This is a genomic window from Kitasatospora sp. NPDC028961 (assembly GCF_055564815.1).
In genome coordinates this window covers 185446-208213 of sequence record NZ_JBVHVO010000003.1, presented here as the reverse complement: position 1 = coordinate 208213, position 22768 = coordinate 185446, and the positions used below count along the sequence as shown (strand labels likewise).

Below are 22768 nucleotides of genomic sequence, written 5' to 3'. Positions count from 1 at the left end.
CGCAGGCGCGGCCGGAGCTGAGGAGACGCCCGCGATGACCACTGCCGACGACCGCACCGAGCAGGCCGCCGAGCACCCGTTCGGCCCGGAGCTGGGCCCGCTGGTGGACGAGGTGCGCCGGTTCGCGTCCGTCGTCGGCCAGAAGGCCCAGGAGGCGAGCGCCGACACCCTGATCTCGCTGGCCGGCCTCGCCGAGCGCCTGCGCGAGAAGCAGCCCGAGGTGTACGGCCACCTGTCCGCCGCCGGCACCGGCCTGGCCGCCGCCGGCGGGGAGCTGATGGCCGCCTACCGGGCCGCCGTGGCCGGCCACGAGCACCGCTGGACCGCCGGGGACGCCGCGCGCAGCGAGCGGATCGACCTCGACACACCTGACGGGCCGTCCGACAAGCAGTGAACCCCGGACTCCCGGGAAGTGACCGTGCGGACCCTCGCTGTGACGGAGCGGGGCAGAATGTACGACTTTTGAAGCTGCTCGGCGAGCTTGGGCGCGAATTGTCTTCGGTTAATGTAGGCGACGGTGTGTACGGGGGCAGGGTTGGACGGTACCGTTCCGTCCAGCGGGAACGAGTGAATAGCTGAGGGACACATGGCTCTGACCATCGGCGTCGACGTCGGCGGGACCAAGATCGCGGCAGGCGTGGTCAACGAGGCGGGCGAGATCCTGGCCCGGACCAGGGTGCCCACCCCGGCCGACCCGCAGTGGGCGGTCGATGCCATCGCGCAGGCCGTGCGCGAGCTCAAGGAGCAGTACCCCGACGTGGTCGCGGCCGGTGTCGGAGCCCCCGGCTTCGTCGACCGCGACCGCTCCACGGTGATCTTCGCCCCCAACATCGACTGGGAGGACGAGCCGCTGCGCGGCCGGATCGAGGAGCTCACCGGCCTGGACACCGTGGTCGAGAACGACGCCAACTGCGCCGCCTGGGCCGAGTTCCGCTTCGGCGCCGCCGCCGAGTACTCGGACATGGTGCTGATCACCGTCGGCACCGGCATCGGCGGCGGGATCGTCCTGGACGGCCGGCTGCACCGCGGCCGGTTCGGCGTGGCCGGCGAGATCGGCCACCTCAACATGGTCCCCGACGGCCTGCCCTGCGGCTGCGGCGGCAAGGGCTGCTGGGAGCAGTACGGCTCGGGCCGGGCGCTGCGCCGCTACGGCCGGGAGATGGCCGCCGCCGACCCCGTGCGCGGCCGGCGGATGCTGGAGCTGAACGACGGCGTCGCCGAGACCATCCGCGGCATCCACATCACCGAGGCGGCCGAGGCGGGCGACCCGCTCGCCCTGGACTGCTACAACGAGCTGGCCGACTGGCTGGGCCGCGGCATGGCCGACCTCGCCGCGCTCTTCGACCCGGCGGTCTTCGTGCTGGGCGGCGGGGTCTCCGACTCCGGCCGGCTGCTGCTCGACCCGGTCGCCAAGGCCTTCGAGCACTACCTGACCGGCGGGGTGCACCGCCCGCGCGCCGAGGTGGTGCTCGCCTCGATGGGTTCCGCCTCCGGCATCGCCGGCGCGGCGGACCTCGCCCGCACCGTCTGACCCACCCACCCACCCCGCACCCGCCGACGGCGGCGGCGTGACCGGTGCCCTCGTGGCCCGGCCGCGCCGCCGCCGTCGTGTTCCGCCCCGGCCGCCCGGCCCCTGTCGTACGGTCGACACCGGACGAAAGGGGAGGACCGCCTTGACCACCGGACCGACCGACCTGCCGCCGCCCGGGCCGCGGCGGCTGCGGCTGCTCAGCTACAACATCCGCTCGCTCCGCGACGACCGGCACGCCCTCGTTCGGGTGATCCGGGCCTGTGAACCGGACGTGGTCTGCGTTCAGGAGTCGCCGCGTTACTGGCGCCCGCGGGGCCGGGCGGCCTGGCTGGCGCGGGCGACCGGCACCGAGGTGCTGGCCGGCGGCGGCCGGATCGCCGCGGGGCCGCTGCTGCTCGGCGGCCCGGGCGTGGAGCTGCTCGCCGTCCACGACCGGCTGCTGCCCAAGACCCGCGGGCTGCACGCGCGCGGCTTCGCGAGCGCGCTGGTCCGGATCGCCGGCTCGGCGCCGTTCGGCGTCACCAGCTGCCACCTGAGCCTGGACGCCGAGGAGCGCCGCGGCCAGTTCGAGCTGCTGCTGGACCAGCTGAAGATCACCGAACTCGGCGTGGTGGCGGGGGACTTCAACGAACACCCGGACGGCGCCGGTTGGCAGCTGCTGGCCGGCCGGCTGCAGGACGGCCATCTCGCGGCGCCCTGGGGCGGCACCTTCACGTCCGTCCCGGAGAACCCCTACCAGCGGATCGACGCCGTCTTCGCGACCCCCGGCGTCCGGGTGCTCGCGTGCGGGGTGCCGCACGGCCTGCCCGGTGTCACCGAGGGCGATCTGCGGGCCGCCACCGACCATCTGCCGCTGCTCGCCGTCCTGGAACTCCCGGCCGGCTGAACTCCGTGGCCGGGCCGGGGTGACCGGCTCGGCCCCGGGCCGCCGGTGCGCGGCCCTACACGACGGCGCCGCCGTGCGGGTCCTCCGGCTCGTCCTCGTCGCGCTCCTTCATCCGGACCACCAGGGTGACGAAGCCACCGAGGAAGGCGGTCACGCCGACCCAGGCCGGCCAGCCGGACACCTCGCGCCAGACCACCGCGTCGAACAGCAGCAGGGCCGGCCCGCCGAGCACGGCGAGCCAGGCGAACTTGGCGGTGACGTCCGCGGCGGGCAGCGGCGGCGGCTCCGGCGGGACGAAGTGGCCCTCGTCCGTCTCCTCGGTCAGCTCGAAGTCGCGCGGGCCCGATCCGGCGGCCGGCATCACCGGGCGGGTGGAGCGGGGCCGCGGCTGCGGTGCCAGGTCGGCGAGGTCGTCCGGGTCGGTGCCCTCCTTGAACCCGCCCTTGAGCTCGCCGCGCGCCCGGAGGTCCTCGACCTCCGGCCAGTCCGGGTTGTTGAGGTCGACGGGGTCGTCGAACTGGGCGACCAGCGCGGCGAAGATCTCGTCCTGCTCGGCCTGGCTGCGCTCGGGCGCGCGCCGCACCCGGGGCGCTTCGGGCGCCGGGGCGGCCTCACCCGAGGCGCCCTCGGTCTTCACACCGTCGGTCTTCGCGCTCTCGGTCTTGGCGGCCTCGGTCTTGGCGGCCTCGGTCCTCACGCCGTCGGCCTTGGCGGCCTCGGCCTTCGAGGCGTCCGCCTCGGTGTTCTCCGCGTCCTCGCGGGGCGCCTCGTCCTCGCCGCCCGCCGTGCTGCTCTCGTGCACTTCCGGCCCTTCAGCCTTGGTGATCGTCGGATTCGATCCGGGTGACGCCCGCCGCGTGCGCGGGAGCCAGCCGTCGGATGAAGTCCTGGCCGGCCGCGAATATTTCCGCCGCGTCGTGGTCCAGCGTCGCGACGTGGTAGCTGCGCTGGCACAACCGCTCCGTCACGTCGGTCGAGGATATCCGGGCCAGCACCAGTTCCGAGTTGGCCGCCGAGACCACGTGGTCCTGCGGACTGTGGAAGAGCAGGACCGGCTGGGTCACCTGCGGCAGCCGGCGCTGCACGTCCTTCCAGAGCCGGGCCAGCGACCAGGCGGCGTGCAGCGGCGTCCGGTCGTAGCCGACCTCGACGGAGCCCGGGCGGGCGATGTCGTTGGCGATCCCGGGCAGGCTCGGCACCACGTGGCGCAGCACCGGAAGCAGCACACTCGCGGGGTTGTCGGAACGCACCGACGGGTTGACCAGCACCAGTCCGGAGACCACCGGGCCGTGCAGCGCGGCCAGCCGCAGCGCCAGCCCGCCGCCCATCGACAGCCCGAGGACGAAGACCCGCTCGCACTCGGCGGCCAGCGCCAGCAACTCCCGCTCGACCTCCGCGTACCAGTCCTCCCAGCGGGTCACCTGCATGTCCTGCCAGCGGCTGCCGTGGCCGGGCAGCAGCGGCAGCGAGACGGTGTACCCGGCCGCCGCCAGCTCCTCGGCCCACGGGCGCAGCGACTGCGGCGAGCCGGTGAACCCGTGGCAGAGCAGTACGCCCACCGGCCCGCCCCGGTGGCGGTACGGTTCGGCACCGGGCAGCAGCGGCATGACGGGCTCCTTCGCGGGCGGCGGCGCGTTGGGACGGGGGAGGGCGGAACGGCGGGCTGCGGAAACCGCATCGTCCCACGCGCCCGCACGCGTCGTACACCCCTGCCGGACACCCCGGCGGGGCGGGGCGGGGCGCGGGCGGTGGCCGCGGGGCATTAGGATCGACCGGTCCGCATAACAGGAGGCCCGGCGTTGTTCTACCGACTGATGAAGATGATCGTCGCGCCACTGCTACGGATCTTCTTCCGGCCGTGGATCGAGGGTGAGGAGAACATCCCCGCCGAGGGTGCCGCGATCATCGCGAGCAATCACCTCTCCTTCTCGGACTCCTTCTTCTTCCCCGCGCTGATCAGGCGTCGGGTGACCTTCATCGCCAAGGCGGAGTACTTCAACACGCCGGGCCTGAAGGGCAAGCTGACGGCTGCCTTCTTCAAGGGCGTCGGCCAGCTGCCGGTGGACCGCTCCGGCGTGCGCGGCGCGGGCGAGGCGGCGATCCGCAGCGCGATCGCCGTGCTGGACCGCGGCGAGCTGTTCGGCGTCTACCCGGAGGGCACCCGTTCGCCCGACGGCAAGCTGTACCGCGGCAAGGTCGGCGGCCTGGCCCGCGTCGCGCTGGCCACCGGCGCGCCGGTGATCCCGGTCGCGATGATCGACACCGAGAAGGTGCAGCCGCCCGGCCAGGTCGTCCCCAACTTCGGCATCCGTCCGGGCATCCGGATCGGCCGGCCGCTGGACTTCTCCCGCTACCACGGCATGGAGAACGACCGCTTCATCCTCCGTTCGGTGACGGACGAGGTGATGTACGAGATCATGCGGCTCTCCGGCCAGGAGTACGTGGACGTCTACGCGACCGCCGCCAAGCGGCAGATCGCCGACGACAAGAAGCGTGCCGACGCCGAGCGCAAGGCCGTCCAGAAGGCCGAGCAGGCCGCCGCCAAGGCCGAGAAGGCGGAGGCGGAGAAGGCGCAGAAGGCCGCCGAGCAGGAGCAGAAGGAGAGCGGGTCGGCCTAGGCCGGGAGGCCGGAGTCCGCCCGCAGGGGGAGGGGCACGGAGATGTCGGACGGGAACAGACCCGGAGCGGTCGGCGCGGCGGTGGCGGCCGGCGGCATGTCCGTCGAACTGCCGCTCTGGCGGGCCATCTCGTTCTTCCGGGTGCTGGCGCTCTGCTACGCGGTGCTGCGCTACCTCGACTCGTACCTGGAGTTCCTGCACCCCGTCGCCGGCTGGATCTACCTCGGCGCGCTGACGCTCTGGACGCTCGCCAGCACCCGCGCCTTCGCCGGGCCGCTGCGCTGCACCTGGTACGTGCTCGGCACCGACCTCACCCTGGTCGTCACCGGCATCGTGATGAGCGGGATGACCGACGACCCGGCCCGGATCGCCCACGGCGCGCCCACGCTGCCCACCATCTGGGCGGCCGGCACCGTCCTGGGCTTCGCGGGCCGGGGCGGCTGGCGCTGGGCGGCGGCGGCCGGATCGGTGATCGGGGTGGCGAACATCCTCGGTCACGGCGGTCCGACCGGCGACAACATCCACAACATCGTGCTGCTGATGGTGGCCGGCTGCGCGATCGGCTACGTGATCGAACTGGCCCGCGCCAGCGAGGCGACGCTGACCCGGGCGCTCCAGGTCGAGGCCGCGAACCGGGAGCGCGAGCGGCTCTCCCGGGACATCCACGACGGGGTGCTCCAGGTGCTCGCCCTGGTCCAGCGCCGGGGCGGCGAGCAGGGCCCCGGCCGGGGCGCGGACTTCGCCGAACTCGGCCGGCTGGCCGGCGAGCAGGAGCGCGCGCTGCGGGCCCTGATGAGCGGCGGACCGCTGCCCGCGCAGCGCGCGCCGCTGGAGCCGCAGGACCTGCGCACCCTGCTCGGCCCCTACACGGACGAGCGGATCACCCTCTCCGCCCCCGGCACCCCGGTGCTGCTGCCCGGCCCGGCGGCCGGCGAGCTGGCGGCGGCCGTGGGCGCCGCGGTCGACAACGTCCGCCGGCACGCCGGGCCCGGGGCGCACGCCTGGATCCTGCTGGAGGACGAGCCGGAGGCCGTCACGGTCAGCGTCCGCGACGACGGTCCGGGCTTCGCGGCCGGGCGGCTCGGTGAGGCGGAACAGGCCGGCCGGCTGGGCGTCTCCCAGTCGATCCGCGGCCGGCTGCTGGACCTCGGCGGTACGGCCGAGCTGTACTCGGTGCCCGGGGAGGGCGTCGAGGTCGAACTGCGCGTCCCGAGGAGGGGTTCCGATGGCTGACCAGCCGATGACCGACCGGCCGCCGGTGCGGGTGATGGTCGTGGACGACCACCCGATGTGGCGCGACGCCGTGTCGCGCGACCTCGCCGAGGCGGGGCTGGACGTGGTGGCCACCGCCGGGGACGGCGAGGAGGCCGTCCGCCGGGCCCGTGCCTGCGCCCCGCAGGTGGTGGTGCTGGACCTCAACCTGCCCGGCCTGTCCGGCGCCGAGGCCTGCCGCCAGGTGGTCGCCCAGGATCCCTCGGTGCGCGTCCTGGTGCTCTCCGCCAGCGGTGAGCACGCGGACGTGCTGGAGGCGGTGAAGTCCGGGGCGACCGGCTACCTGGTGAAGTCGGCCGGCCGTGACGAGCTGCTGGACGCGGTGCGCCGCACCGCCGTCGGCGACGCGGTCTTCACCCCGGGCCTGGCCGGGCTGGTGCTCGGCGAGTTCCGCCGGCTGGCCGCCGAGCCGGCCGCCCCGACGGCCCCCGCCGCGCCGCAGCTGACGGCCCGGGAGACCGAGGTGCTGCGGCTGGTCGCGAAGGGCCTGTCGTACCGGCAGATCGCCGACCGGCTGGTGCTCTCCCACCGCACGGTGCAGAACCACGTCCAGAACACCCTCGGCAAGCTCCAGCTGCACAACCGGGTCGAGCTGGTCCGGTACGCGATCCAGCAGGGCCTGGACGACGAGGCCTGACGCCCCGGGGCGGGGGCGCGCCGGACGAACGGGCGCGCCCCGCCCGGGGTCTCAGCCGTGGACGGCGGCAGCCGACCGCAGCAGCCCGGCGACGATCCCGACGCCGTCCCGGGTGAGCACCGACTCCGGGTGGAACTGCAGCCCGGCGAACCCGGCGCCGCGCAGCGCGTGGACGTCGCCGGTCAGCCGGTCCCGGGAGACCTCGACGCCCTCGGCGGCGAGCCGGGCGGCGTCCTGGTCCGAGCAGCGCGCGGTGAAGGTGTTGTAGAAGCCCACCGTGTGCCGGGCGCCGAAGAGTTCGACCGTCTCCTGGGCGCCCTGGTGGGGCACGGCCTTGCGGGCCAGCGGCAGTCCGAGCCGCTCCGCGAGCAGCTGGTGGCTCAGGCAGACGGCGAGCAGCGGCGCGGTGCGGGCACCGGAGCGGACGGCGGCCAGCGCGTCGGCGACGATCGGGCGCAGGACGGCCATCTTGGGGTCGTCGGCGGCGGCCGGGTCGCCCGGGCCGGGGCCGAGCACCAGCGGGCCGGGGTGGGCGGCGACCCGCTCGCGCAGGCCGGCTTCGTCGAAGCGCGCCACGGTCACCCGGTGGCCGTGCGAGGTCAGCAGGTGGGCGAGCATCGAGGTGAAGGTGTCCTCGCCGTCCACCACCAGGGTCTCCTCGCTCCGGGTGACCGGGGCCGGCTCCTGCATCCGGAGCCAGAACGGCGCGAGGTCGGCCCGCCGGGCGTCCAGCGCGGCCTGGACCCGGTGGTCCTCGGCGAGCCGCGGGCCGGACGGGTTGGGGAGCCGGGCGGGGGCCGGGCGGGCGCCGATCGCGGTGAGCACCCCGGCGGCCTTGGCGTGGGTCTCGGCGACCTCGGAGTCCGGGTCGGAGTGGCGGACCAGGGTCGCGCCGACCCGGACGACCAGCCGGCCGGTGGCCGGGTCGATGTCGGCGGTGCGGATGCAGATCGGGGAGTCCATCTGCTGGCCCCCGCTGGCCGAGCGGCCGATCAGGGCGAGCGCGCCGGCGTAGTAGCCGCGCCCGCCTCGCTCGTACCGGCTGATCACCCGGGTGGCGTTCTGGACCGGGCTGCCGGTGACGGTGGCGGCGAACATGGTCTCCCTCAGCACCTCGCGGACGTCCAGCGAGGTGCGCCCGCGCAGCTCGTACTCGGTGTGCGCGAGGTGGGACATCTCCTTGAGCCGGGGGCCGAGCACCTGGCCGCCGAGGTCGCCGACGGTGCACATCATCTTGAGTTCCTCGTCGACCACCATGGTCAGCTCCTCCAGCTCCTTGGGGTCACGGAGGAAGGCGAGCAGCGAGTCGATGTCGGAGCCGCCCGCCGGATAGCGGTAGGTGCCGGAGATCGGGTTCATCACGACCGTGCCACCGCTCTGGCGGACGTGCACCTCGGGGGAGGCGCCGACCAGGACCCGCTCCCCGGTGTGCACCAGGAAGGTCCAGTAGGCGCCGCGCTCCTGTTCGAGCAGCCTGCGGAAGAGCGTCAGCGCGAGGGCGGGGGAGTAGTCCTCCAGGGTGGCGGTGAAGTCCCGCCGGATGACGAAGTTGGCGCCCTCGCCCCGGCCGATCTCGTCCGCGATCACCCGGCGGACGATCCCGGCGTACTCCTGGTCGTCGATGTCGAACGCGCCGCCGGTCAGCGCGACCGGCCGCCGGGGGAGCGCCGGGAGCAGCTCGGCCAGCGGGAGGGCGTACTGCTCGGTGACCGAGAGCGCCTGCAGCGGGGTGGCGTCGTCGACGGCCTCGAAGCCGCGCTCGCGGATCTGCCGGAACGGGACGAGGGCGAGCAGGTCGTGCACCGGGCCGTCGGCCGGGACGCCCGCGCGGACCGGCAGGTCGGCCAGCCGTTCGTAGCTGTCGACGGTGCCCAGCAGGACCTCGACGGTGTCCGGCGTGAGCCGGGGGGCGCGGCGGTGCAGCAGGGCGAACGCCGGGGCGTCGGGGCCGGTGAGGCGGGCGAGCAGGTCGGCTGCGAGGTTCACGGTGCGGCTTCCTTCCGGGAGGGCGGGTGCGGTGGTTCGGGGTTCCGCTCCCGGGAGGGCCGTCCGCGCCGAAACGCCGACGGCCGCCCCGAGGGGCGGCCGTCGTGTTCGTCTAGGAACGCGCGATCGGTGGGCCACCCGAGGGGTCGGCCCACCACCAGGAAAAGGTGTGCGGCGCGTTCATGCGTCGAGCGTAGCGGATCCGGCGGGCGCCGTGAGCCGCCTCACACGATTGTCCACCGGGTGTCTCACCCAGCGAGCGGCGGTCACAATTCGGTTGTCCCACCCCGTAGCCTTGCCGTGTGACCGTGACGAATCCCCACCCCTGGCAGTCCCTGCCCGCGGCGCAGCAGCCTGAATGGCCGGACCACGAGGCTCTGCGCAAGACCCTTGCGGAGCTCGCCTCCTATCCGCCGCTCGTCTTCGCGGGCGAGTGCGACCAGCTGCGCGCCCGGCTCGGTGCCGTGGCGCGTGGTGAGGCGTTCCTCCTGCAGGGCGGTGACTGCGCCGAGGCCTTCGACGGTGTCTCGGCCGAGCACATCCGGAACAAGCTGAAGACCCTGCTGCAGATGGCGGCCGTGCTGACGTACGCCGCCTCCGTCCCCGTGGTGAAGGTCGGCCGGATCGCCGGCCAGTACTCCAAGCCGCGCTCCAAGTCGACCGAGACCCGCGACGGCGTGACGCTGCCGGTCTACCGGGGCGACTCGGTGAACGGCTTCGACTTCACTCCCGAGTCCCGGAACCCGGACCCGGAGCGCCTGAAGCGGATGTACAACGCCTCCGCCGCGACGCTCAACCTGGTCCGCGCCTTCACCACCGGCGGGTACGCCGACCTGCGCCAGGTGCACGCCTGGAACCAGGACTTCGTGCGCAACTCGCCGGCCGGCCAGCGCTACGAGCAGCTCGCCCGCGAGATCGACAACGCGCTGGCGTTCATGAACGCCTGCGGCGTGGCGCCGGAGGAGTTCAAGACCGTCGAGTTCTACTCCTCGCACGAGGCGCTGATCCTCGACTACGAGACCGCGCTGACCCGCGTGGACTCGCGGACCGGCGAGCTGTACGACGTCTCCGGCCACATGGTCTGGATCGGCGAGCGCACCCGCCAGCTGGACCACGCGCACATCGAGTTCGCGTCCAGGATCCGCAACCCGATCGGGGTGAAGCTCGGCCCGACCACCTCGGTCGACGAGGCGCTCACCCTGATCGAGAAGCTGGACCCGGAGCGCGAGCCCGGCCGGCTCACCTTCATCACCCGGATGGGCGCGGGCAAGATCCGCGAGCACCTGCCCACCCTGGTGGAGAAGGTCACCGCCTCCGGCGCCCAGCCGGTCTGGATCTGCGACCCGATGCACGGCAACACCTTCGAGGCCTCCAGCGGCCACAAGACCCGCCGCTTCGACGACGTGCTCGACGAGGTCAAGGGCTTCTTCGAGGTGCACCGCGGCCTCGGCACCCACCCGGGCGGCATCCACGTGGAGCTGACCGGCGACGACGTCACCGAGTGCGTCGGCGGCGGCGACGAGGTCCTGGTGGACGACCTGCACCAGCGCTACGAGACGGCCTGCGACCCGCGGCTCAACCGCAGCCAGTCGCTGGACCTGGCCTTCCTGGTGGCCGAGATGTACCGCGGCGGCAACTGAGCCGTCGCCCCCGGGCGGGCCCTGCGGCCGGCCCCGATGTGACGAAAGCCCCTCCGGATTCGGGACTCCCGAACCCGGAGGGGCTTTTTCATGCCCGGATCCCCGGGTAAGGTGAGGCTTAGTGAACTAAGGCATGCCTTAGTCAAGATCGATTTCGAGCCAGTCGCCTTCGCAGGGAGAGACCGCGATGTACGTGTGCATGTGCCATGCGGTCACCGAGGCCCAGGTGAAGAAGGAGATCGACGCGGGTGCCAACACCCCGCGCCAGATAGCCCGGGGCTGCAAGGCCGGTACCGACTGCGGCTCCTGCGTCCGACGGATCCAGGCGCTGCTCGGTGAGCACGGCGCACGGCCCTGCCCGACCGCCCGGCTGGCGGCCAAGCTGGGGCTGGCCGACGACCAGGAGGCCGAACCGCGGGACGGGGCCCAGGCGCCGGCCGTCCTGCCGGCCCGGCCGCTGCGCGCGGCCTGAGGGTACGGCCGGGGGTTCAGGACTCCGGCTGCTCGATCAGCTGGGCGAGGTAGAGCGCCTCCCCGAGCTTCTCCAGCAGTTCCAGCTGGGTGTCGAGGTAGTCGATGTGGTGCTCCTCGTCGGCCAGGATGTCCTCGAAGATGTTCGCCGAGGTGACGTCGTTCTTGGCCCGCATGACCACGATCCCGCGCTTCAGCCGGTCGATCGCCTCGACCTCGACCTGGCGGTCCGCCTCGAACATCTCCTTGACGGTCTGGCCGATCCGGACGTGGAAGAGCCGCTGGTAGTTGGGCAGCCCGTCCAGGAAGAGGATCCGGTCGGTGAGCACCTCGGCGTGCTTCATCTCGTCGAAGGACTCGTGCCGGGTGTACTTGGCGAGCTTCGTCCAGCCGTTGTTCTCCTGCATCTTCGCGTGCAGGAAGTACTGGTTGATGGCGGTCAGCTCGGCGGTGAGCTGCTCGTTGAGGAATTCGATGACCTCGGTGTCGCCCTTCATGGCGGTGCCTTCCTGCTTCGCGTCCGGGACTCACGGCCGTACCCTCCGGCTGCACGCATCCTGGCACCGCGCCGGGGCCGAATTCCAGTAAGTTCACACTCACTAGGACATGTGTCGGAATATCCGATTTGGTGGCCCAATGGGCCGTACGGGCGGGGCGCACGGCACCCGAAAGGGGCGCGCGCCAGGCGTTGTCCGCCGTCTGTCACCATGGAGCCATGGGTCAGTCCGAGCAAGAACCACCTCCGCCGTCTGACCCGAGACTCCCGCCGGGCCAGCGGACGCAACGCGGCTGGCCCGCCCTGCACTACGGCCCCGTACCCCGCTTCAAGCCGCTGACCTGGGACTTCCAGGTGTTCGGCGCCACCGCCTCGGCGGCGAAGCACCGCTGGGACTTCGCCGGCTTCAACGACCTGCCCCGGGCGACCGTCCGCGCCGACTTCCACTGCGTGACCAAGTTCTCCGTGCTCGGCAGCGAGTGGACCGGCGTGTCGGCCTCCGAAGTGCTGGCCCGGGTGCCTCCGGCGCCCGGTGTCACCCATGTGATGGTCTGGGCCGAGTACGGCTACAGCGCCAACCTCCGGCTGGCCGACTTCGCCGACCCCGGGACGCTCTTCGCCACCCACCGCAACGGCGAGCCGCTCACCGCCGAGCACGGCTTCCCCGTCCGGCTGGTCGTCCCGCACCTCTACGCCTGGAAGGGGCCCAAGTGGGTGCGGGCGGTGGAGTACATGCGGGCCGACCGGCGCGGCTTCTGGGAGGAGCGCGGGTACCACAACCTGGCCGACCCCTGGCGGGAGCAGCGCTACTCCTACCAGGAGGAGCCGGGCGACGGGCCGCTGCGGTAGCGGCCCCTCAGGGCCGGATGTTCTGGTTCAGCCGGAACAGGTTGCCCGGGTCGTACCGCCGCTTCAGTTCGGTCAGACGGGCGTAGTTGCCCCGGTAGTTGGCCTCGATCCGGTGCTGGTCGTCGTGGTCCATGAAGCCGATGTAGCCGCCCTCGTCGGAGTGCGGGGCGAGCGCGTCGTAGTAGCCGCGCACCCAGGCGGTGTCGGCCGCGTCGTCGGCCGGATCGGTCCAGGCCGCGAGGATCACGGTGGCGAAGGTCGCCTCCCGGTGCGCGAAGGCCGTCGCGTCGGCGGGAACCCGGTGGCAGGCGCCGTTGATCGGGTAGATGTGCACCGCCGAGTGGACCGTGGGCACCCGCGGGCCGTGCTCGGTGTGCGCGGCGATCGCCGCGTCCGTCAGCTCGGTCGCGAAGGCGCCCTTCCAGTACTGCCGCAGGCCGGGCGGCAGCAGCGGGTCGAAGGCGGCGGCGAAGGCCGGGTACGGCACCGTGTCCACGCCCTCGGCGACCACCGGCGCGGCGTCCCGCAGCGGGGCCAGTACCGCCTCGGCCCGCTCCGGCGGGCCGGACCAGCACGGCACCAGCAGGATGAAGGAGTCGCCGACCCGGTCCTCGGGGAGGAACGGCAGCGGCGGCGCGACGTGGAAGCCGGGGAAGATGCCCAGCTCCTCGGGGGCCTCCCGGACGTACTCGCGGTAGAACCGCAGCACCTCGGCCGCGTGCTCCAGCTCGTAGACGAACGGCCCGGCGACCACGTCCTTGACCGGGCTCAGCCGGTACTCGAAGGACGTCACCACGCCGAAGTTGCCGCCACCGCCGCGCAGCGCCCAGAGGAGGTCCGGCTCCTGCTCCTCGCTCACCGTCCGGAACCGCCCGTCCGCGGTGACCACATCGGCCGAGACCAGGTTGTCGCAGCTCAGCCCCAACCCTCGGGCGAGGTGGCCGAAGCCGCCGTTGAGGGTCAGCCCGGCGATGCCGGTGGTGGAGATGATCCCGCCGGTCACCCCGAGCCCGAAGGCGTACCCGGCGTCGTTGAGGTCGCCCCAGGTGACGCCGCCCTCGCAGCGCGCCGTCCGGCCCACCGGGTCGATCCGGACGCCGTGCCGGTCGGAGAAGTCGATCACCAGGCCGCCGTCGCAGGTCCCGTAGCCCGGCGCGCTGTGGGCGCCGCCGCGCACCGCGAGCTCCAGGCCGCTCTCCCGGGCGAAGTCGACGGCGGCCATCACGTCCCCGGCGTTGGCCACCCGGACGACCGCCGCCGGCCGGCGGTCCACCGTGCCGTTGTAGACCCGGCGGGCCTGCTCGTAGCCCTCGTCGGCGGGCGTGATCACCGCGCCCCGTACACGCTCCCTCAAGCCGTCGACGGCGGGTCCGCCCATGACGACCACATCCTCGGGTACCGGCCGCCGCGCAGCCCCGTCCGGAGATCCCGGCGCCGCAGCCCTCCTGGCCGTGGCAGGCGGGGCCGGGCAGGCCTGGTTCCACGCTACGTCGCGTGACCCCAAGGCTGGGCAAAATCCTTAGATGAAAGGGAAGTTGACCGTGACCACGGTGCGCTGCGGGCGGCGCTCGCCCGGGGCCGGGGACTGGCTGGAGACCTTGCCGGTGCCGAACAGGTTGACCCCGCTGCTCTGCATGGCGAACCCGGCGGCCTGCAGAGCCTTGGCAGCGTCGTCCTTGGACATCCCGGTGACGTCCGGAACGGCCACCATGCCCTTGCTGACCACCAGCGAGACCGGGGTGTTCTCCGGCACCTGCTGGCCGGCCACCGGCGAGCTGCTGATCACCGAGCCCTCCGGCACGGTGTCGTTGTACGTCTCGGTGACGCCGCCGCGCGCCAGCTGGACGCCGCTCAGGGCGGCGGCGGCCTGCTCGGCGGGCCGGCCGACCAGCTCGGGCACGGCGATCCGCTTCGGCCCCCGGGAGACGGTGACCCCGACCGCGTCGCTCTTGCGCGCCCGCGCCCCGACCCCGGGGTCGGTGGAGATCACCTGACCGGCCGGGACGCTCTCGCTGTACACCTCGGTGAACCGCCCGTGCATCCCGGCGCCGTCGAGGATCCGCTGCGCCTCGCCGCGGTCCTTGCCGATCACGCCCGGCACCGTCGTGTACAGCGCGCCGGAGAGCGCGTACGTGGTGCCGCCGACCAGCAGCACCAGCGCGGCCAGGACGGAGGTCCAGATCAGCGGCTTGCGCGGGAGCCGGCGCCACAGGCCGGGGCGGCGCCGGGTGCGCACCGGCGCGGGCTCGTCGTACGGGCGCGGTTCGGTGAGCAGCTGCTCCATCACCTCCGGCGGCACGTCCAGCACGCTGGTGCGCTCGACCGGGGGCGCGACCACGGCCGGCCGGATCACCGAGGTCGGCTCGTTGGTCGGGTACCGCGGGCTGGGCCGGGTGGAGGCCGGGGGCTCGGCGTCGAGCTGGGCGGGGGTGAGCGCGCGGCGGACCCGTTGCAGGGCGGCCAGCAGCTCGACCGCGTCGTACGGGCGGTCCCGCGGGTCGCGCGCGCAGGCCGCGGCGACTATCGCGTCCAGCTCGGGACCGACGCCCGGCACGGTCAGCGAGGGCGCCGGGACGTCCTCGTGCAGGTGGCGGTACATGACCTGGACGGGGTTCTCGCCGGTGTGCGGACGGTGGCCGGTGAGCAGCTCGTAGAGCAGGATGCCGGCCGCGTAGACGTCCACCCGCTGGTCGGTCCCGGCGCCGGGGCGGATCTGTTCGGGGGCCAGGTAGGAGACGGTGCCGAGGACGGTGCCGGTGGTCGCGGTGCCGGAGCTCGCCGCGCCGTCGCCGGCGTTCAGCAGCCGGACCAGGCCGAAGTCGGCGACCTTCACCAGGCCGCCGTCGGTGATCAGCACGTTCTCGGGCTTGACGTCGCGGTGGACGAGACCGGCCCGGTGGGCGGCGCCGAGCGCGGCGAGCACCGGCTCCAGGACGTCCAGGGCGGCCCGGATGGAGAGCGCGCCCCGGTCGCGGAGCAGGTCGCGCAAGGTCCGGCCGGGCACGTACTCCATCGCGAGGAACACGTGGGCGCCGTCCGCGCCCTGGTCGAAGACGTTGACGACGTTGGGGTGCGCGAGCCGGGCGACCGCCTTGGCCTCGCGGATGAACCGGCCGGTGAAGTCCTCGTCGCCGGCGAGCGAGGGGTGCATCACCTTGACCGCCACGACCCGGTCGAGCCGGGTGTCGGTGCCCCGGTAGACGGTGGACATCCCGCCGGCCGCGATGCGCTGCTCGACCCGGTACCGGCCGTCGAGCAGGGTACCGATCAGCGGGTCGTCCAGTGCCATGTCCACCCGGCGAGTGTAGTGGGGGCGCCCGGCACCGGCCCCGGGAGACACCGCTCCCGGGGCGCTCTGTGCCCGGCTTGTGACACCGCCTAGAACGCCGGGCGCTCGCGGGTGTCCAGCGCGGCCCGGCCGGCCATCGCCGAGGAGGCCTCGGCGTGGAAGCGGCGCGGGATCCGGCCCGCCCGGTGGGCGAGCCGGCCGCCCTCCACAGCGTGCCGCATCGCGTCGGCCATCAGCACCGGCTCCTGGGCCCGGGTCACCGCCGAGGCGAGCATCACCGCGGCGCAGCCCAGCTCCATCGCCAGGGCCACGTCCGAGGCGGTGCCGGCGCCCGCGTCCAGGATCACCGGGACGGTCGCGCTCTCCACGATCAGCTGGAAGTTGTGCGGGTTGCGGATGCCCAGGCCGGAGCCGATCGGCGAGCCCAGCGGCATGATCGCCGCACAGCCGACGTCCTCCAGCTTCCGGGCCAGCACCGGGTCGTCGTTGGTGTAGGGCAGGACGGTGAAGCCGTCGTCGACCAGTGTCTCGGCCGCGTCCAGCAGCTCGATCGGGTCGGGCAGCAGGGTCCGCTCGTCGGCGATCACCTCCAGCTTCACCCAGTCGGTGCCGAGCGCCTCACGCGCCAGCCGGGCCGTCAGCACGGCCTCGCCGGCGGTGAAGCAGCCGGCGGTGTTGGGCAGCACGCGGATGCCGTTGCGGGTCAGCACGTCCAGGACGGAGCCCTGGGTGGTGGCGTCGACCCGGCGCATCGCCACGGTGGTCAGCTCGGTGCCGGAGACCCGCAGCGCCTGTTCCAGGACGTCCAGGCTGGGGGCGCCACCGGTGCCCATGATCAGGCGTGAGCCGAAGGCCGTCCCGGCGATGGTGAACACGTCGTCGGCCATGGTCAGCCTCCCTGGACGGCGGTGAGGATCTCGACCCGGTCGCCCGCGGCCAGCCGCGTCAGCGGCCACGAGCCGCGCGGCACCACGGCCTCGTTGAGGGCGGCGGCGACGCCGGAGTTGGCCCGGCTGAGGGTGGTCACCACCTCGGCCAGGGTGGTGGCGGCGGGCACCCGGCGGGGCTCGCCGTTGACGGTGAGTTCGATCTCGCTCATGCGGGGACCTTCGTGGTGAAGCGGGTGGGGGAGAACGGCTCGGCGAGCGCGGGCGTCGTGCCGGTGACCAGGTACTCGGCGAGCAGGTCGGCCGTCACCGGGGTGAGCAGCACGCCGTTGCGGTAGTGGCCGGTGGCGGCGACCAGACCGGGCAGGGCGGTCGGCCCGAGCAGCGGCGCGTTGTCCGGCGAGCCCGGCCGCAGCCCGGCGGAGGTCTCCACCAGCGGCAGCTCGGTGATGCCGGGGACCAGCTCGTGGGCGTCGCGCAGCAGCTCGTACACCCCGCCGGCGGTGACGGTGGTGTCGTAGCCCTGCTCCTCGCTGGTGGCGCCGATCACCAGCTCGCCGTCCTCGCGCGGCACCAGGTAGAGGTGTTGGCCGCGCACCACCGCGCGGACGTTGCGGGAGAGGAACGGCCGGTAGGCCGGCGGGATCCGCAGCCGCAGGATCTGGCCCTTCACCGGGCGGATCGCCGGCAGCACACCGGCGGGCAGGCCGGGCAGCAGATGGCTGCGGGAGCCGGCGGCGAGCACGACCCGGTCGGCGGTCAGGGTCTCCCCGGTGCCCAGCCGGACGCCGACGGCCCGGTCGCCCTCGACCAGCAGCTCGGTGGCCTCGGTGCGGTGCAGCCGCACGTCGGCCCGCTCGCAGGCGAGGACCAGCGCCGCGGCCAGCCGGCGGCCGTCCACCTGGTGGTCGTCGGTGACGTGCAGGCCGCCGCGGACGCCGGGGGCGAGCATCGGCTCCAGCTTGCGTGCCTCCCGGCCGGTCAGCCACTGCGAGTCGAGGCCGAGCCGCGCGTGGAAGGCGTGCAGCTCGCGCAGCTCCTCGCGGTCGTCGGAGTCGAGGGCCACGGCGACGGTGCCGCACCGGCGGTAGCCGGTGTCCCGGCCGCCGGAGGCCTCGGTGAGCTCGTCGGCGAAGGCCGCGTACCGCTCGTTGGAGGCCATCCCGAGGCGCAGCAACGGCTCCTCGCCGTACTGGAGTTCGGTGACGGGGGCCAGCATGCCCGCGGCCACCCGGGCGGCCCCGCCGCCCGGGTCGGGGTCGACCACCGCGATGTCCGTCAGTCCGCGCCGGGCCGCCCGCCAGGCGACGGCGAGGCCGATGATGCCGCCGCCGACGACCAGCACGTGGGCATGGGTACCTGCTGCCAAGCGTGTCAAAGTCGCTGCTCTCCCTTCGCCGGTATGACCCGGATCAGGTTCGGACGGTCGCAGGCCGTGCAAGCCCGCCTCTCAGCCCGGTCCGCCGGGCTCCCGTGATGGTGCCCCCACCATAACTCCGGGGGTCGCCGCCACCGAAGGCGCGTACGAGGGGCGGACGGCGGGGCGCCCGAGGCCCTCTGGCGCCCCGTGCGCCCGCCAGTACAGTGACGGGCGTGGCAGAGCTGAGCGGGACGGATCAGGTGGTCGTGGTGGGGGCCGGGCTGGCCGGGGCGCACTGCGCCGCGGGCCTGCGGCAGGGCGGCTGGCGGGGGCGGATCGTGGTGGTCGGCGAGGAGCCGCACACCCCGTACGACCGGCCGCCGCTCTCCAAGGAGGTGCTGCTCGGCAAGGCCGACGCCACCCCGCTCGACCTCGACCTCGCGCAGCTCGGCGTCGAACTGCTCACCGGCCGCCGCGCCACCGGCCTCACCCCCGGCGTGCTGCACACCGACGGCGGCGACCTGCCGTACGACGCCCTGGTGATCGCCACCGGCGCCGCCCCGCGCGCCCTGCCCGGCGCCGAGCGCGCCCACCTGCTGCACACCCTGGACGACGCGCTGGCGCTGCGCGCCCTGCTCCGGCCCGGCCTGCGCCTGGTCCTGGTGGGCGCGGGCTGGATCGGCGCCGAGGTGGCCACCGCCGCCCGGGCGGCCGGCTGCGAGGTCACCGTCGTCGAGGCGGGCCCGGCGCCCGTGCCCGGCGCGCTGCCGGCCGTGATCGGCCGGGCGATGGCGGCCTGGTACGCCGAGGCCGGGGTGGAGCTGCGCTGCGGGGTGGGCGTCGCGGCGGTCGAGCCCGGCGCGGTGCTGCTGGCGGACGGCTCGCACCTGCCCGCCGACGAGGTGGTGGTCGGCATCGGCGCCCGCCCGGCGACCGGCTGGCTGGCCGGCTCCGGGGTCGCGCTGGACGCCGCCGGCGCGGTCCTGGTCGACGAGCGGCTGCGCACCACGCTGCCGGGCGTCCACGCGGCCGGCGACTGCGTGAGCTACCCGTCGGCCCGCGCCGGCGCCCGGCTGACCGTCCAGCACTGGGACCACGCGCTGCAGTCCGGTGCGGCGGCGGCCGCCGCCGTGCTCGGCGCGGAGGTGGCGTACGACCCGGTGCCGTACTTCTGGTCGGAGCAGTTCGGCCGGACGGTGCAGTACGCCGGGCGGCACGGCGAGGGTGACGAACTGCTCTGGCGCGGCTCCCCGCAGGACCCGTCCTGGGCGGTGCTCTGGCTGCGGGACGGCGTGCTGCGGGCCCTGCTGACGGTGGACCGCCCGCGCGATCTCACCCAGGGCCGCCGGCTGGTCGAGCGCGCCGCGGTGCTCGATCCGGTCCGCGCGGCGGACCCGGCGGTGGCCCTGAAGTCGGCCGTCGCGGGGTAGTCCGCGGGGCCGGTTGGTGCGCGGCGGGCCCCGGAGGTGGCAGTCTGGTGACGTGAGTGAGATCGAAAGCAAGATTGAATCCCTGGTCACCGACTGGATGTACCTGCCCGACATCTCGGAGCAGTGGGGGGTCCGGGTCACCGAGGTGCGCGACCTGGTCAAGAACGGCGGGCTGATCGCCGTCCGCCGCGGCCCGAACAGGTCGCTCCAGGTGCCGGCCGCCTTCATCGACGGCCCGGGCCTGGTCAAGCACCTGTCCGGCACCCTGACGGTGCTGCGCGACTGCGGGTACAACGACGCGGAGATCCTGGAGTGGCTCTTCACCGAGGACCCGTCGCTGCCCGGCAGCCCGATCCAGGCGCTCCAGGAGAACCGCGGCACCGAGGTGAAGCGCCGCGCCCAGGCGATGCTGATCTGATGGCGGCGGACACACCGCGCCGGCGCCTCGCCGACGCCCGGCTCTACCTCTGCACCGACGCGCGCCGCGAGCAGGGCGACCTCGCCGCGTTCCTGGACGCGGCGCTGGGCGGCGGGGTGGACATCGTCCAGCTCCGCGACAAGGGCCTGGAGGCCAAGCAGGAACTGGCGGCCCTGGAGGTCTTCGCCGACGCCTGCCGCCGCCACGGCAAGCTGCTCGCCGTCAACGACCGCGCCGACGTCGCGCACGCGGCGGGGCCCGACGTGCTGCACCTCGGGCAGGACGACCTGCCGGTGCCCGCCGCCCGGGCGATCCTCGGCGAGGACGTACTGATCGGCCGGTCCTGCCACGCCGAGTCCGAGGTGGACGCGGCGGTCGTCGAGCCCGGCGTCGACTACTTCTGCACCGGCCCGGTCTGGCCCACCCCGACCAAGCCGGGCCGCCACGCGCCCGGCCTCGGCCTGGTCTCGTACGCGGCGAAGCAGAGCACCGACCGGCCGTGGTTCGCGATCGGCGGCATCGACCTCGGCAACCTGGACGAGGTACTGGCGGCCGGGGCGAGCCGGGTCGTGGTGGTCCGCGCGATCACCGCCGCGGACGACCCGCGGGCGGCGGCCGCCGCGTTCGCCCGGCGGCTGCGCGCGGTCTGACCCGGACGGCTGCCGCCGTTCCCGGTACGTCCGGGTGCCCGTTTTTCGGACACCCGGCTCAGTAGTTGCGGACGGTGGCGGCCTCGGCCAGCGCCAGCAGCACCTCGCGGGCCCGCCGGTCGGCCAGCGGGGCCGCCTCCAGCGCGGCCAGCGACTGCCGCATCAGCTCCTCGATCCGCCGCTCCACCAGCTCGGGCGCGCCGCTGCGCCCGACCAGCTCGCGCAGCCGGGACACCTCCTCGGGCGCCAGGTCCGGCGCGCCGAGCCGCTCGTCCAGGTGGCGGGCGTCGGCGGCGGGCAGCCCCCGCATGGCGTGCGCGACCAGCAGCGTCCGCTTGCCCTCGCGCAGGTCGTCCCCGGCCGGCTTGCCGGTGACCGCCGGGTCCCCGAAGACGCCGAGCAGGTCGTCACGGAGCTGGAAGGCCTCGCCCAGCGGCAGGCCGAACGCGCCGTACGCCTCGACCAGCTCCGGCCCGGCGCCCGCCAGCAGTGCGCCGACCTGCAGCGGCCGCTCGATCGTGTACTTGGCCGACTTGTAGTGCAGCACGGTCTGTGCCCGGTCCAGCGCGCCCTCGTCGGTGGAGTCCCCGGCGACCGGCTCCAGGACGTCCAGGTACTGGCCGACCATGACCTCGGTGCGCATCAGGTCGAACACCGGCTTGGCGGCCAGCACCGCGGCCGGGTCCAGGCCCGAGCGCAGGAACAGTTCGTCGCACCAGATCAGCAGCAGGTCGCCGAGGAGCACGGCCGCCGAGGCGCCGAACTGCTCGCGGTCGCCCCGCCAGCCGCTCGCGCGGTGCAGCGCCTCGAAGCGGCGGTGCACGGAGGGCAGGCCGCGCCGGGTGTCGCTGCGGTCCATCAGGTCGTCGTGGACCAGCGCGCTGGCCTGCAGCAGCTCCAGGGCGGCCGCGGCGTGCGCGATGGCCTCGCCGGCGGCCGGGCCGCCGGCGCCGCGCCAGCCCCAGTAGCAGAACGCCGGGCGCAGCCGCTTGCCGCCGTCCAGCAGGAAGTCGCGCAGGGCCTCGACGGCGGGCGCCAGCTGCGGGGAGATCTTCCCGAGCAGGGCCGACTGGCCGTCCATGAACCCGGCGAGCGCGGCGTTGACGCGCTCGCGGACGTCCTCCACGTCGATCGGGTTGGCCGGCCGGTTGCTGGACGAGGTCACGATGAGGCTCCGGAGGGTTCGCTGGGGGTCCGGCAAGCCTAGCCGGACGGCCGCGAACGGCCGTCGGGCAGGGCCGTGCACCCGTTCGGACGGAAAGCGGACGGTCGTCCACCAGTTGTCTCAATACCTGGAACCGGGTTGTCCGTGTCCTTCGGCCGACGGTTAACCTGCCCCCATGGCACACGGCATCGCTTCCACCAGAACAGACCGCGCTTCGACGGTCCGCGAGCTTCTGGCGGCCGGCAAGCGGTCCTTCTCCTTCGAGTTCATGCCCCCGCGGACCGAGGTCGGTGAGCAGCGCCTCTGGGACGCCATCCGCCGCCTCGAACCGCTCGACCCCAACTTCGTCTGCATGACGTACGGAGCCGGCGGCTCCTCGCGCGAGCGCACGGTCAACATCGTCGGGCGGATCGCCACCGAGACCACCCTCACCCCGGTGGCCCACCTGACCGCGGTGGACCACTCGGTCGCCGAGCTGCGCAACATCATCGGCCAGTACGCCGACCAGGGCGTGCGCAACGTCCTCGCGGTGCGCGGCGACCCGCCCGGCGACCCGACGGGCGAGTGGGTCAGCCACCCGGACGGTGTCACCTACGCCTACGAGCTGGTGGAGCTGATCAAGGGGATCGGCGACTTCTGCGTGGGCGTCGCGGCCTCGCCGAACATGCACCCGCGCTCGACCGACTGGGACGAGGACATCCGGCACTTCGTGGCGAAGATCCGCTCCGGGGCCGACTACGCGATCACCCAGATGTTCTTCGAGGTCGACGACTACCTGCGGCTGCGCGACCGGGTCGCGGCGGCGGGCTGCGAGGCGCCGATCATCCCGGAGATCATGCCGGTCACCAACGCCAAGCAGCTGGAGCGCTTCCCCCAGCTGAGCGGCTCGGCCTTCCCGCCCGACCTGGAGGAGCGGCTGCGCGCCGCGATCGACGACCCGGCCGCGCTGCGCGCGATCGGCATGGAGCACGCCACCGCGATGTCCGAGCGGCTGCTGGCGGAGGGCGCCCCCGGGCTGCACTTCATCACGCTCAACCACTCGACCGCGACGCTGGAGATCTACCAGAACCTCGGCCTGCACCAGCGCTGAGCGGGCCGCCGTTCCCGGCCGGCCGGGCCCGCCGTTCCGGCCGGGAACGCAATGCGGTACCCGGACCGTTCAACCGGTACAGTCGCCGAACAC

23 protein-coding genes and 1 riboswitch are annotated in these 22768 nt (G+C 74.0%); of the genes, 13 read left to right on the top strand and 10 right to left on the bottom strand.

The window, feature by feature from the left end; translation table 11 throughout:
- Window positions 1–34 precede the first annotated feature (34 nt).
- The 3 genes from ACZ4UX_RS08400 to ACZ4UX_RS08390 all read left to right on the top strand — a co-directional run bounded on the left by ACZ4UX_RS08400 (window position 35) and on the right by ACZ4UX_RS08390 (window position 2417).
- A complete protein-coding gene (locus ACZ4UX_RS08400; protein ID WP_329487292.1) occupies window positions 35–394 on the top strand; it encodes a DUF5304 family protein in 360 nt (119 codons plus the stop codon).
- A gap of 192 nt (window positions 395–586) precedes the next feature.
- A complete protein-coding gene (locus ACZ4UX_RS08395; RefSeq protein WP_329487291.1) occupies window positions 587–1531 on the top strand; it encodes an ROK family glucokinase in 945 nt (314 codons plus the stop codon).
- Window positions 1532–1673: 142 nt separating this feature from the next.
- Window positions 1674–2417 (top strand): endonuclease/exonuclease/phosphatase family protein, encoded by a 744-nt coding sequence (locus tag ACZ4UX_RS08390; protein ID WP_465706086.1) that lies wholly within the window; start codon window positions 1674–1676, stop codon window positions 2415–2417.
- 55 nt (window positions 2418–2472) lie between these two features.
- Here ACZ4UX_RS08390 and ACZ4UX_RS08385 read toward each other — a convergent pair whose 3' ends face one another.
- On the bottom strand, window positions 2473–3219 hold the full coding sequence (locus tag ACZ4UX_RS08385; RefSeq protein WP_465706085.1) for a hypothetical protein: 747 nt from the start codon (window positions 3217–3219) through the stop codon (window positions 2473–2475).
- Between the two features lie 10 nt (window positions 3220–3229).
- Window positions 3230–4024 (bottom strand): alpha/beta hydrolase, encoded by a 795-nt coding sequence (locus tag ACZ4UX_RS08380; protein WP_352287078.1) that lies wholly within the window; start codon window positions 4022–4024, stop codon window positions 3230–3232.
- Between the two features lie 192 nt (window positions 4025–4216).
- Here ACZ4UX_RS08380 and ACZ4UX_RS08375 point away from each other — a divergent pair, with 192 nt between their 5' ends.
- The 3 genes from ACZ4UX_RS08375 to ACZ4UX_RS08365 are packed head-to-tail and all read left to right on the top strand — an operon-like array spanning window position 4217 to window position 6944.
- On the top strand, window positions 4217–5035 hold the full coding sequence (locus tag ACZ4UX_RS08375; protein ID WP_329487287.1) for a lysophospholipid acyltransferase family protein: 819 nt from the start codon (window positions 4217–4219) through the stop codon (window positions 5033–5035).
- Window positions 5036–5077: 42 nt separating this feature from the next.
- Window positions 5078–6268: a MacS family sensor histidine kinase gene (gene macS / locus ACZ4UX_RS08370; protein ID WP_329487286.1), complete on the top strand. Its 1191-nt coding sequence runs from the start codon at window positions 5078–5080 to the stop codon at window positions 6266–6268.
- Window positions 6261–6944, top strand: a complete 684-nt coding sequence (locus ACZ4UX_RS08365; protein ID WP_396486880.1) for a response regulator — start codon at window positions 6261–6263, stop codon at window positions 6942–6944. The genes macS and ACZ4UX_RS08365 overlap by 8 nt, the downstream gene beginning before the upstream one ends.
- Window positions 6945–6995: 51 nt before the next feature.
- Here ACZ4UX_RS08365 and ACZ4UX_RS08360 read toward each other — a convergent pair whose 3' ends face one another.
- On the bottom strand, window positions 6996–8930 hold the full coding sequence (locus ACZ4UX_RS08360; protein ID WP_465706084.1) for an anthranilate synthase family protein: 1935 nt from the start codon (window positions 8928–8930) through the stop codon (window positions 6996–6998).
- A gap of 302 nt (window positions 8931–9232) precedes the next feature.
- On the opposite strand from ACZ4UX_RS08360, the gene ACZ4UX_RS08355 reads away from it, so the two are divergent.
- Window positions 9233–10570, top strand: a complete 1338-nt coding sequence (locus ACZ4UX_RS08355) for a class II 3-deoxy-7-phosphoheptulonate synthase (protein ID WP_329487284.1) — start codon at window positions 9233–9235, stop codon at window positions 10568–10570.
- Window positions 10571–10757: 187 nt separating this feature from the next.
- Complete coding sequence (locus ACZ4UX_RS08350) at window positions 10758–11042, top strand: (2Fe-2S)-binding protein (protein ID WP_329487283.1); 285 nt, start codon at window positions 10758–10760, stop codon at window positions 11040–11042.
- A gap of 16 nt (window positions 11043–11058) precedes the next feature.
- Here ACZ4UX_RS08350 and bfr read toward each other — a convergent pair whose 3' ends face one another.
- Window positions 11059–11538 (bottom strand): bacterioferritin, encoded by a 480-nt coding sequence (gene bfr, locus ACZ4UX_RS08345; protein WP_329487282.1) that lies wholly within the window; start codon window positions 11536–11538, stop codon window positions 11059–11061.
- A gap of 218 nt (window positions 11539–11756) precedes the next feature.
- On the opposite strand from bfr, the gene ACZ4UX_RS08340 reads away from it, so the two are divergent.
- Window positions 11757–12386, top strand: coding sequence for a molybdopterin-dependent oxidoreductase (locus ACZ4UX_RS08340; RefSeq protein ID WP_359834345.1), 630 nt, complete (start codon window positions 11757–11759; stop codon window positions 12384–12386).
- A gap of 7 nt (window positions 12387–12393) precedes the next feature.
- Here the strand turns inward: ACZ4UX_RS08340 and ACZ4UX_RS08335 are convergent, their stop codons facing one another.
- From ACZ4UX_RS08335 to thiO, 5 genes are all read right to left on the bottom strand, one after another.
- Window positions 12394–13764: an FAD-binding oxidoreductase gene (locus ACZ4UX_RS08335; protein WP_380382793.1), complete on the bottom strand. Its 1371-nt coding sequence runs from the start codon at window positions 13762–13764 to the stop codon at window positions 12394–12396.
- A 141-nt stretch (window positions 13765–13905) separates the two neighbouring features.
- Window positions 13906–15675 (bottom strand): Stk1 family PASTA domain-containing Ser/Thr kinase, encoded by a 1770-nt coding sequence (gene pknB, locus ACZ4UX_RS08330; RefSeq protein ID WP_465706302.1) that lies wholly within the window; start codon window positions 15673–15675, stop codon window positions 13906–13908.
- An 89-nt stretch (window positions 15676–15764) separates the two neighbouring features.
- Entirely contained in the window at window positions 15765–16562 is a 798-nt protein-coding gene (locus ACZ4UX_RS08325) for a thiazole synthase (protein WP_465706083.1), read from the bottom strand.
- A 2-nt stretch (window positions 16563–16564) separates the two neighbouring features.
- Window positions 16565–16774, bottom strand: a complete 210-nt coding sequence (gene thiS, locus ACZ4UX_RS08320) for a sulfur carrier protein ThiS (RefSeq protein WP_329487278.1) — start codon at window positions 16772–16774, stop codon at window positions 16565–16567.
- Entirely contained in the window at window positions 16771–17931 is a 1161-nt protein-coding gene (thiO, locus tag ACZ4UX_RS08315) for a glycine oxidase ThiO (RefSeq protein ID WP_465706082.1), read from the bottom strand. Before thiO ends, thiS begins: the two co-directional genes overlap by 4 nt.
- A gap of 3 nt (window positions 17932–17934) precedes the next feature.
- Window positions 17935–18047: riboswitch (TPP riboswitch) on the bottom strand.
- A 99-nt stretch (window positions 18048–18146) separates the two neighbouring features.
- Between thiO and ACZ4UX_RS08310 the strand changes: the two genes are divergently transcribed.
- The 3 genes from ACZ4UX_RS08310 to thiE are packed head-to-tail and all read left to right on the top strand — an operon-like array spanning window position 18147 to window position 20420.
- Window positions 18147–19352 (top strand): NAD(P)/FAD-dependent oxidoreductase, encoded by a 1206-nt coding sequence (locus ACZ4UX_RS08310; RefSeq protein ID WP_465706081.1) that lies wholly within the window; start codon window positions 18147–18149, stop codon window positions 19350–19352.
- Window positions 19353–19404: 52 nt separating this feature from the next.
- Complete coding sequence (locus ACZ4UX_RS08305) at window positions 19405–19770, top strand: Rv2175c family DNA-binding protein (protein WP_329487275.1); 366 nt, start codon at window positions 19405–19407, stop codon at window positions 19768–19770.
- Entirely contained in the window at window positions 19770–20420 is a 651-nt protein-coding gene (gene thiE, locus ACZ4UX_RS08300) for a thiamine phosphate synthase (RefSeq protein WP_465706080.1), read from the top strand. Before ACZ4UX_RS08305 ends, thiE begins: the two co-directional genes overlap by 1 nt.
- Window positions 20421–20478: 58 nt before the next feature.
- Here thiE and ACZ4UX_RS08295 read toward each other — a convergent pair whose 3' ends face one another.
- On the bottom strand, window positions 20479–21585 hold the full coding sequence (locus ACZ4UX_RS08295; RefSeq protein ID WP_465706079.1) for a polyprenyl synthetase family protein: 1107 nt from the start codon (window positions 21583–21585) through the stop codon (window positions 20479–20481).
- A gap of 175 nt (window positions 21586–21760) precedes the next feature.
- On the opposite strand from ACZ4UX_RS08295, the gene metF reads away from it, so the two are divergent.
- The gene (metF, locus tag ACZ4UX_RS08290; RefSeq protein WP_465706078.1) at window positions 21761–22675 is read left to right on the top strand and encodes a methylenetetrahydrofolate reductase [NAD(P)H]; all 915 of its coding nucleotides are present in this window, start codon (window positions 21761–21763) and stop codon (window positions 22673–22675) included.
- Window positions 22676–22768 lie beyond the last annotated feature (93 nt).

Bases quoted from the DNA above. Each gene is read 5' to 3' on its own strand.
- ACZ4UX_RS08400 (WP_329487292.1), top strand. From the start codon at position 35: ATGACCACTGCCGACGACCGCACCGAGCAGGCCGCCGAGCACCCGTTC.
- ACZ4UX_RS08395 (WP_329487291.1), top strand. From the start codon at position 587: ATGGCTCTGACCATCGGCGTCGACGTCGGCGGGACCAAGATCGCGGCA.
- ACZ4UX_RS08380 (WP_352287078.1), bottom strand. From the start codon at position 4,024: ATGCCGCTGCTGCCCGGTGCCGAACCGTACCGCCACCGGGGCGGGCCG.
- macS (WP_329487286.1), top strand. From the start codon at position 5,078: ATGTCGGACGGGAACAGACCCGGAGCGGTCGGCGCGGCGGTGGCGGCC.
- ACZ4UX_RS08365 (WP_396486880.1), top strand. From the start codon at position 6,261: ATGGCTGACCAGCCGATGACCGACCGGCCGCCGGTGCGGGTGATGGTC.
- ACZ4UX_RS08350 (WP_329487283.1), top strand. From the start codon at position 10,758: ATGTACGTGTGCATGTGCCATGCGGTCACCGAGGCCCAGGTGAAGAAG.
- bfr (WP_329487282.1), bottom strand. From the start codon at position 11,538: ATGAAGGGCGACACCGAGGTCATCGAATTCCTCAACGAGCAGCTCACC.
- ACZ4UX_RS08340 (WP_359834345.1), top strand. From the start codon at position 11,757: ATGGGTCAGTCCGAGCAAGAACCACCTCCGCCGTCTGACCCGAGACTC.
- ACZ4UX_RS08335 (WP_380382793.1), bottom strand. From the start codon at position 13,764: ATGGGCGGACCCGCCGTCGACGGCTTGAGGGAGCGTGTACGGGGCGCG.
- pknB (WP_465706302.1), bottom strand. From the start codon at position 15,675: ATGGCACTGGACGACCCGCTGATCGGTACCCTGCTCGACGGCCGGTAC.
- ACZ4UX_RS08325 (WP_465706083.1), bottom strand. From the start codon at position 16,562: ATGGCCGACGACGTGTTCACCATCGCCGGGACGGCCTTCGGCTCACGC.
- thiS (WP_329487278.1), bottom strand. From the start codon at position 16,774: ATGAGCGAGATCGAACTCACCGTCAACGGCGAGCCCCGCCGGGTGCCC.
- thiE (WP_465706080.1), top strand. From the start codon at position 19,770: ATGGCGGCGGACACACCGCGCCGGCGCCTCGCCGACGCCCGGCTCTAC.
- metF (WP_465706078.1), top strand. From the start codon at position 21,761: ATGGCACACGGCATCGCTTCCACCAGAACAGACCGCGCTTCGACGGTC.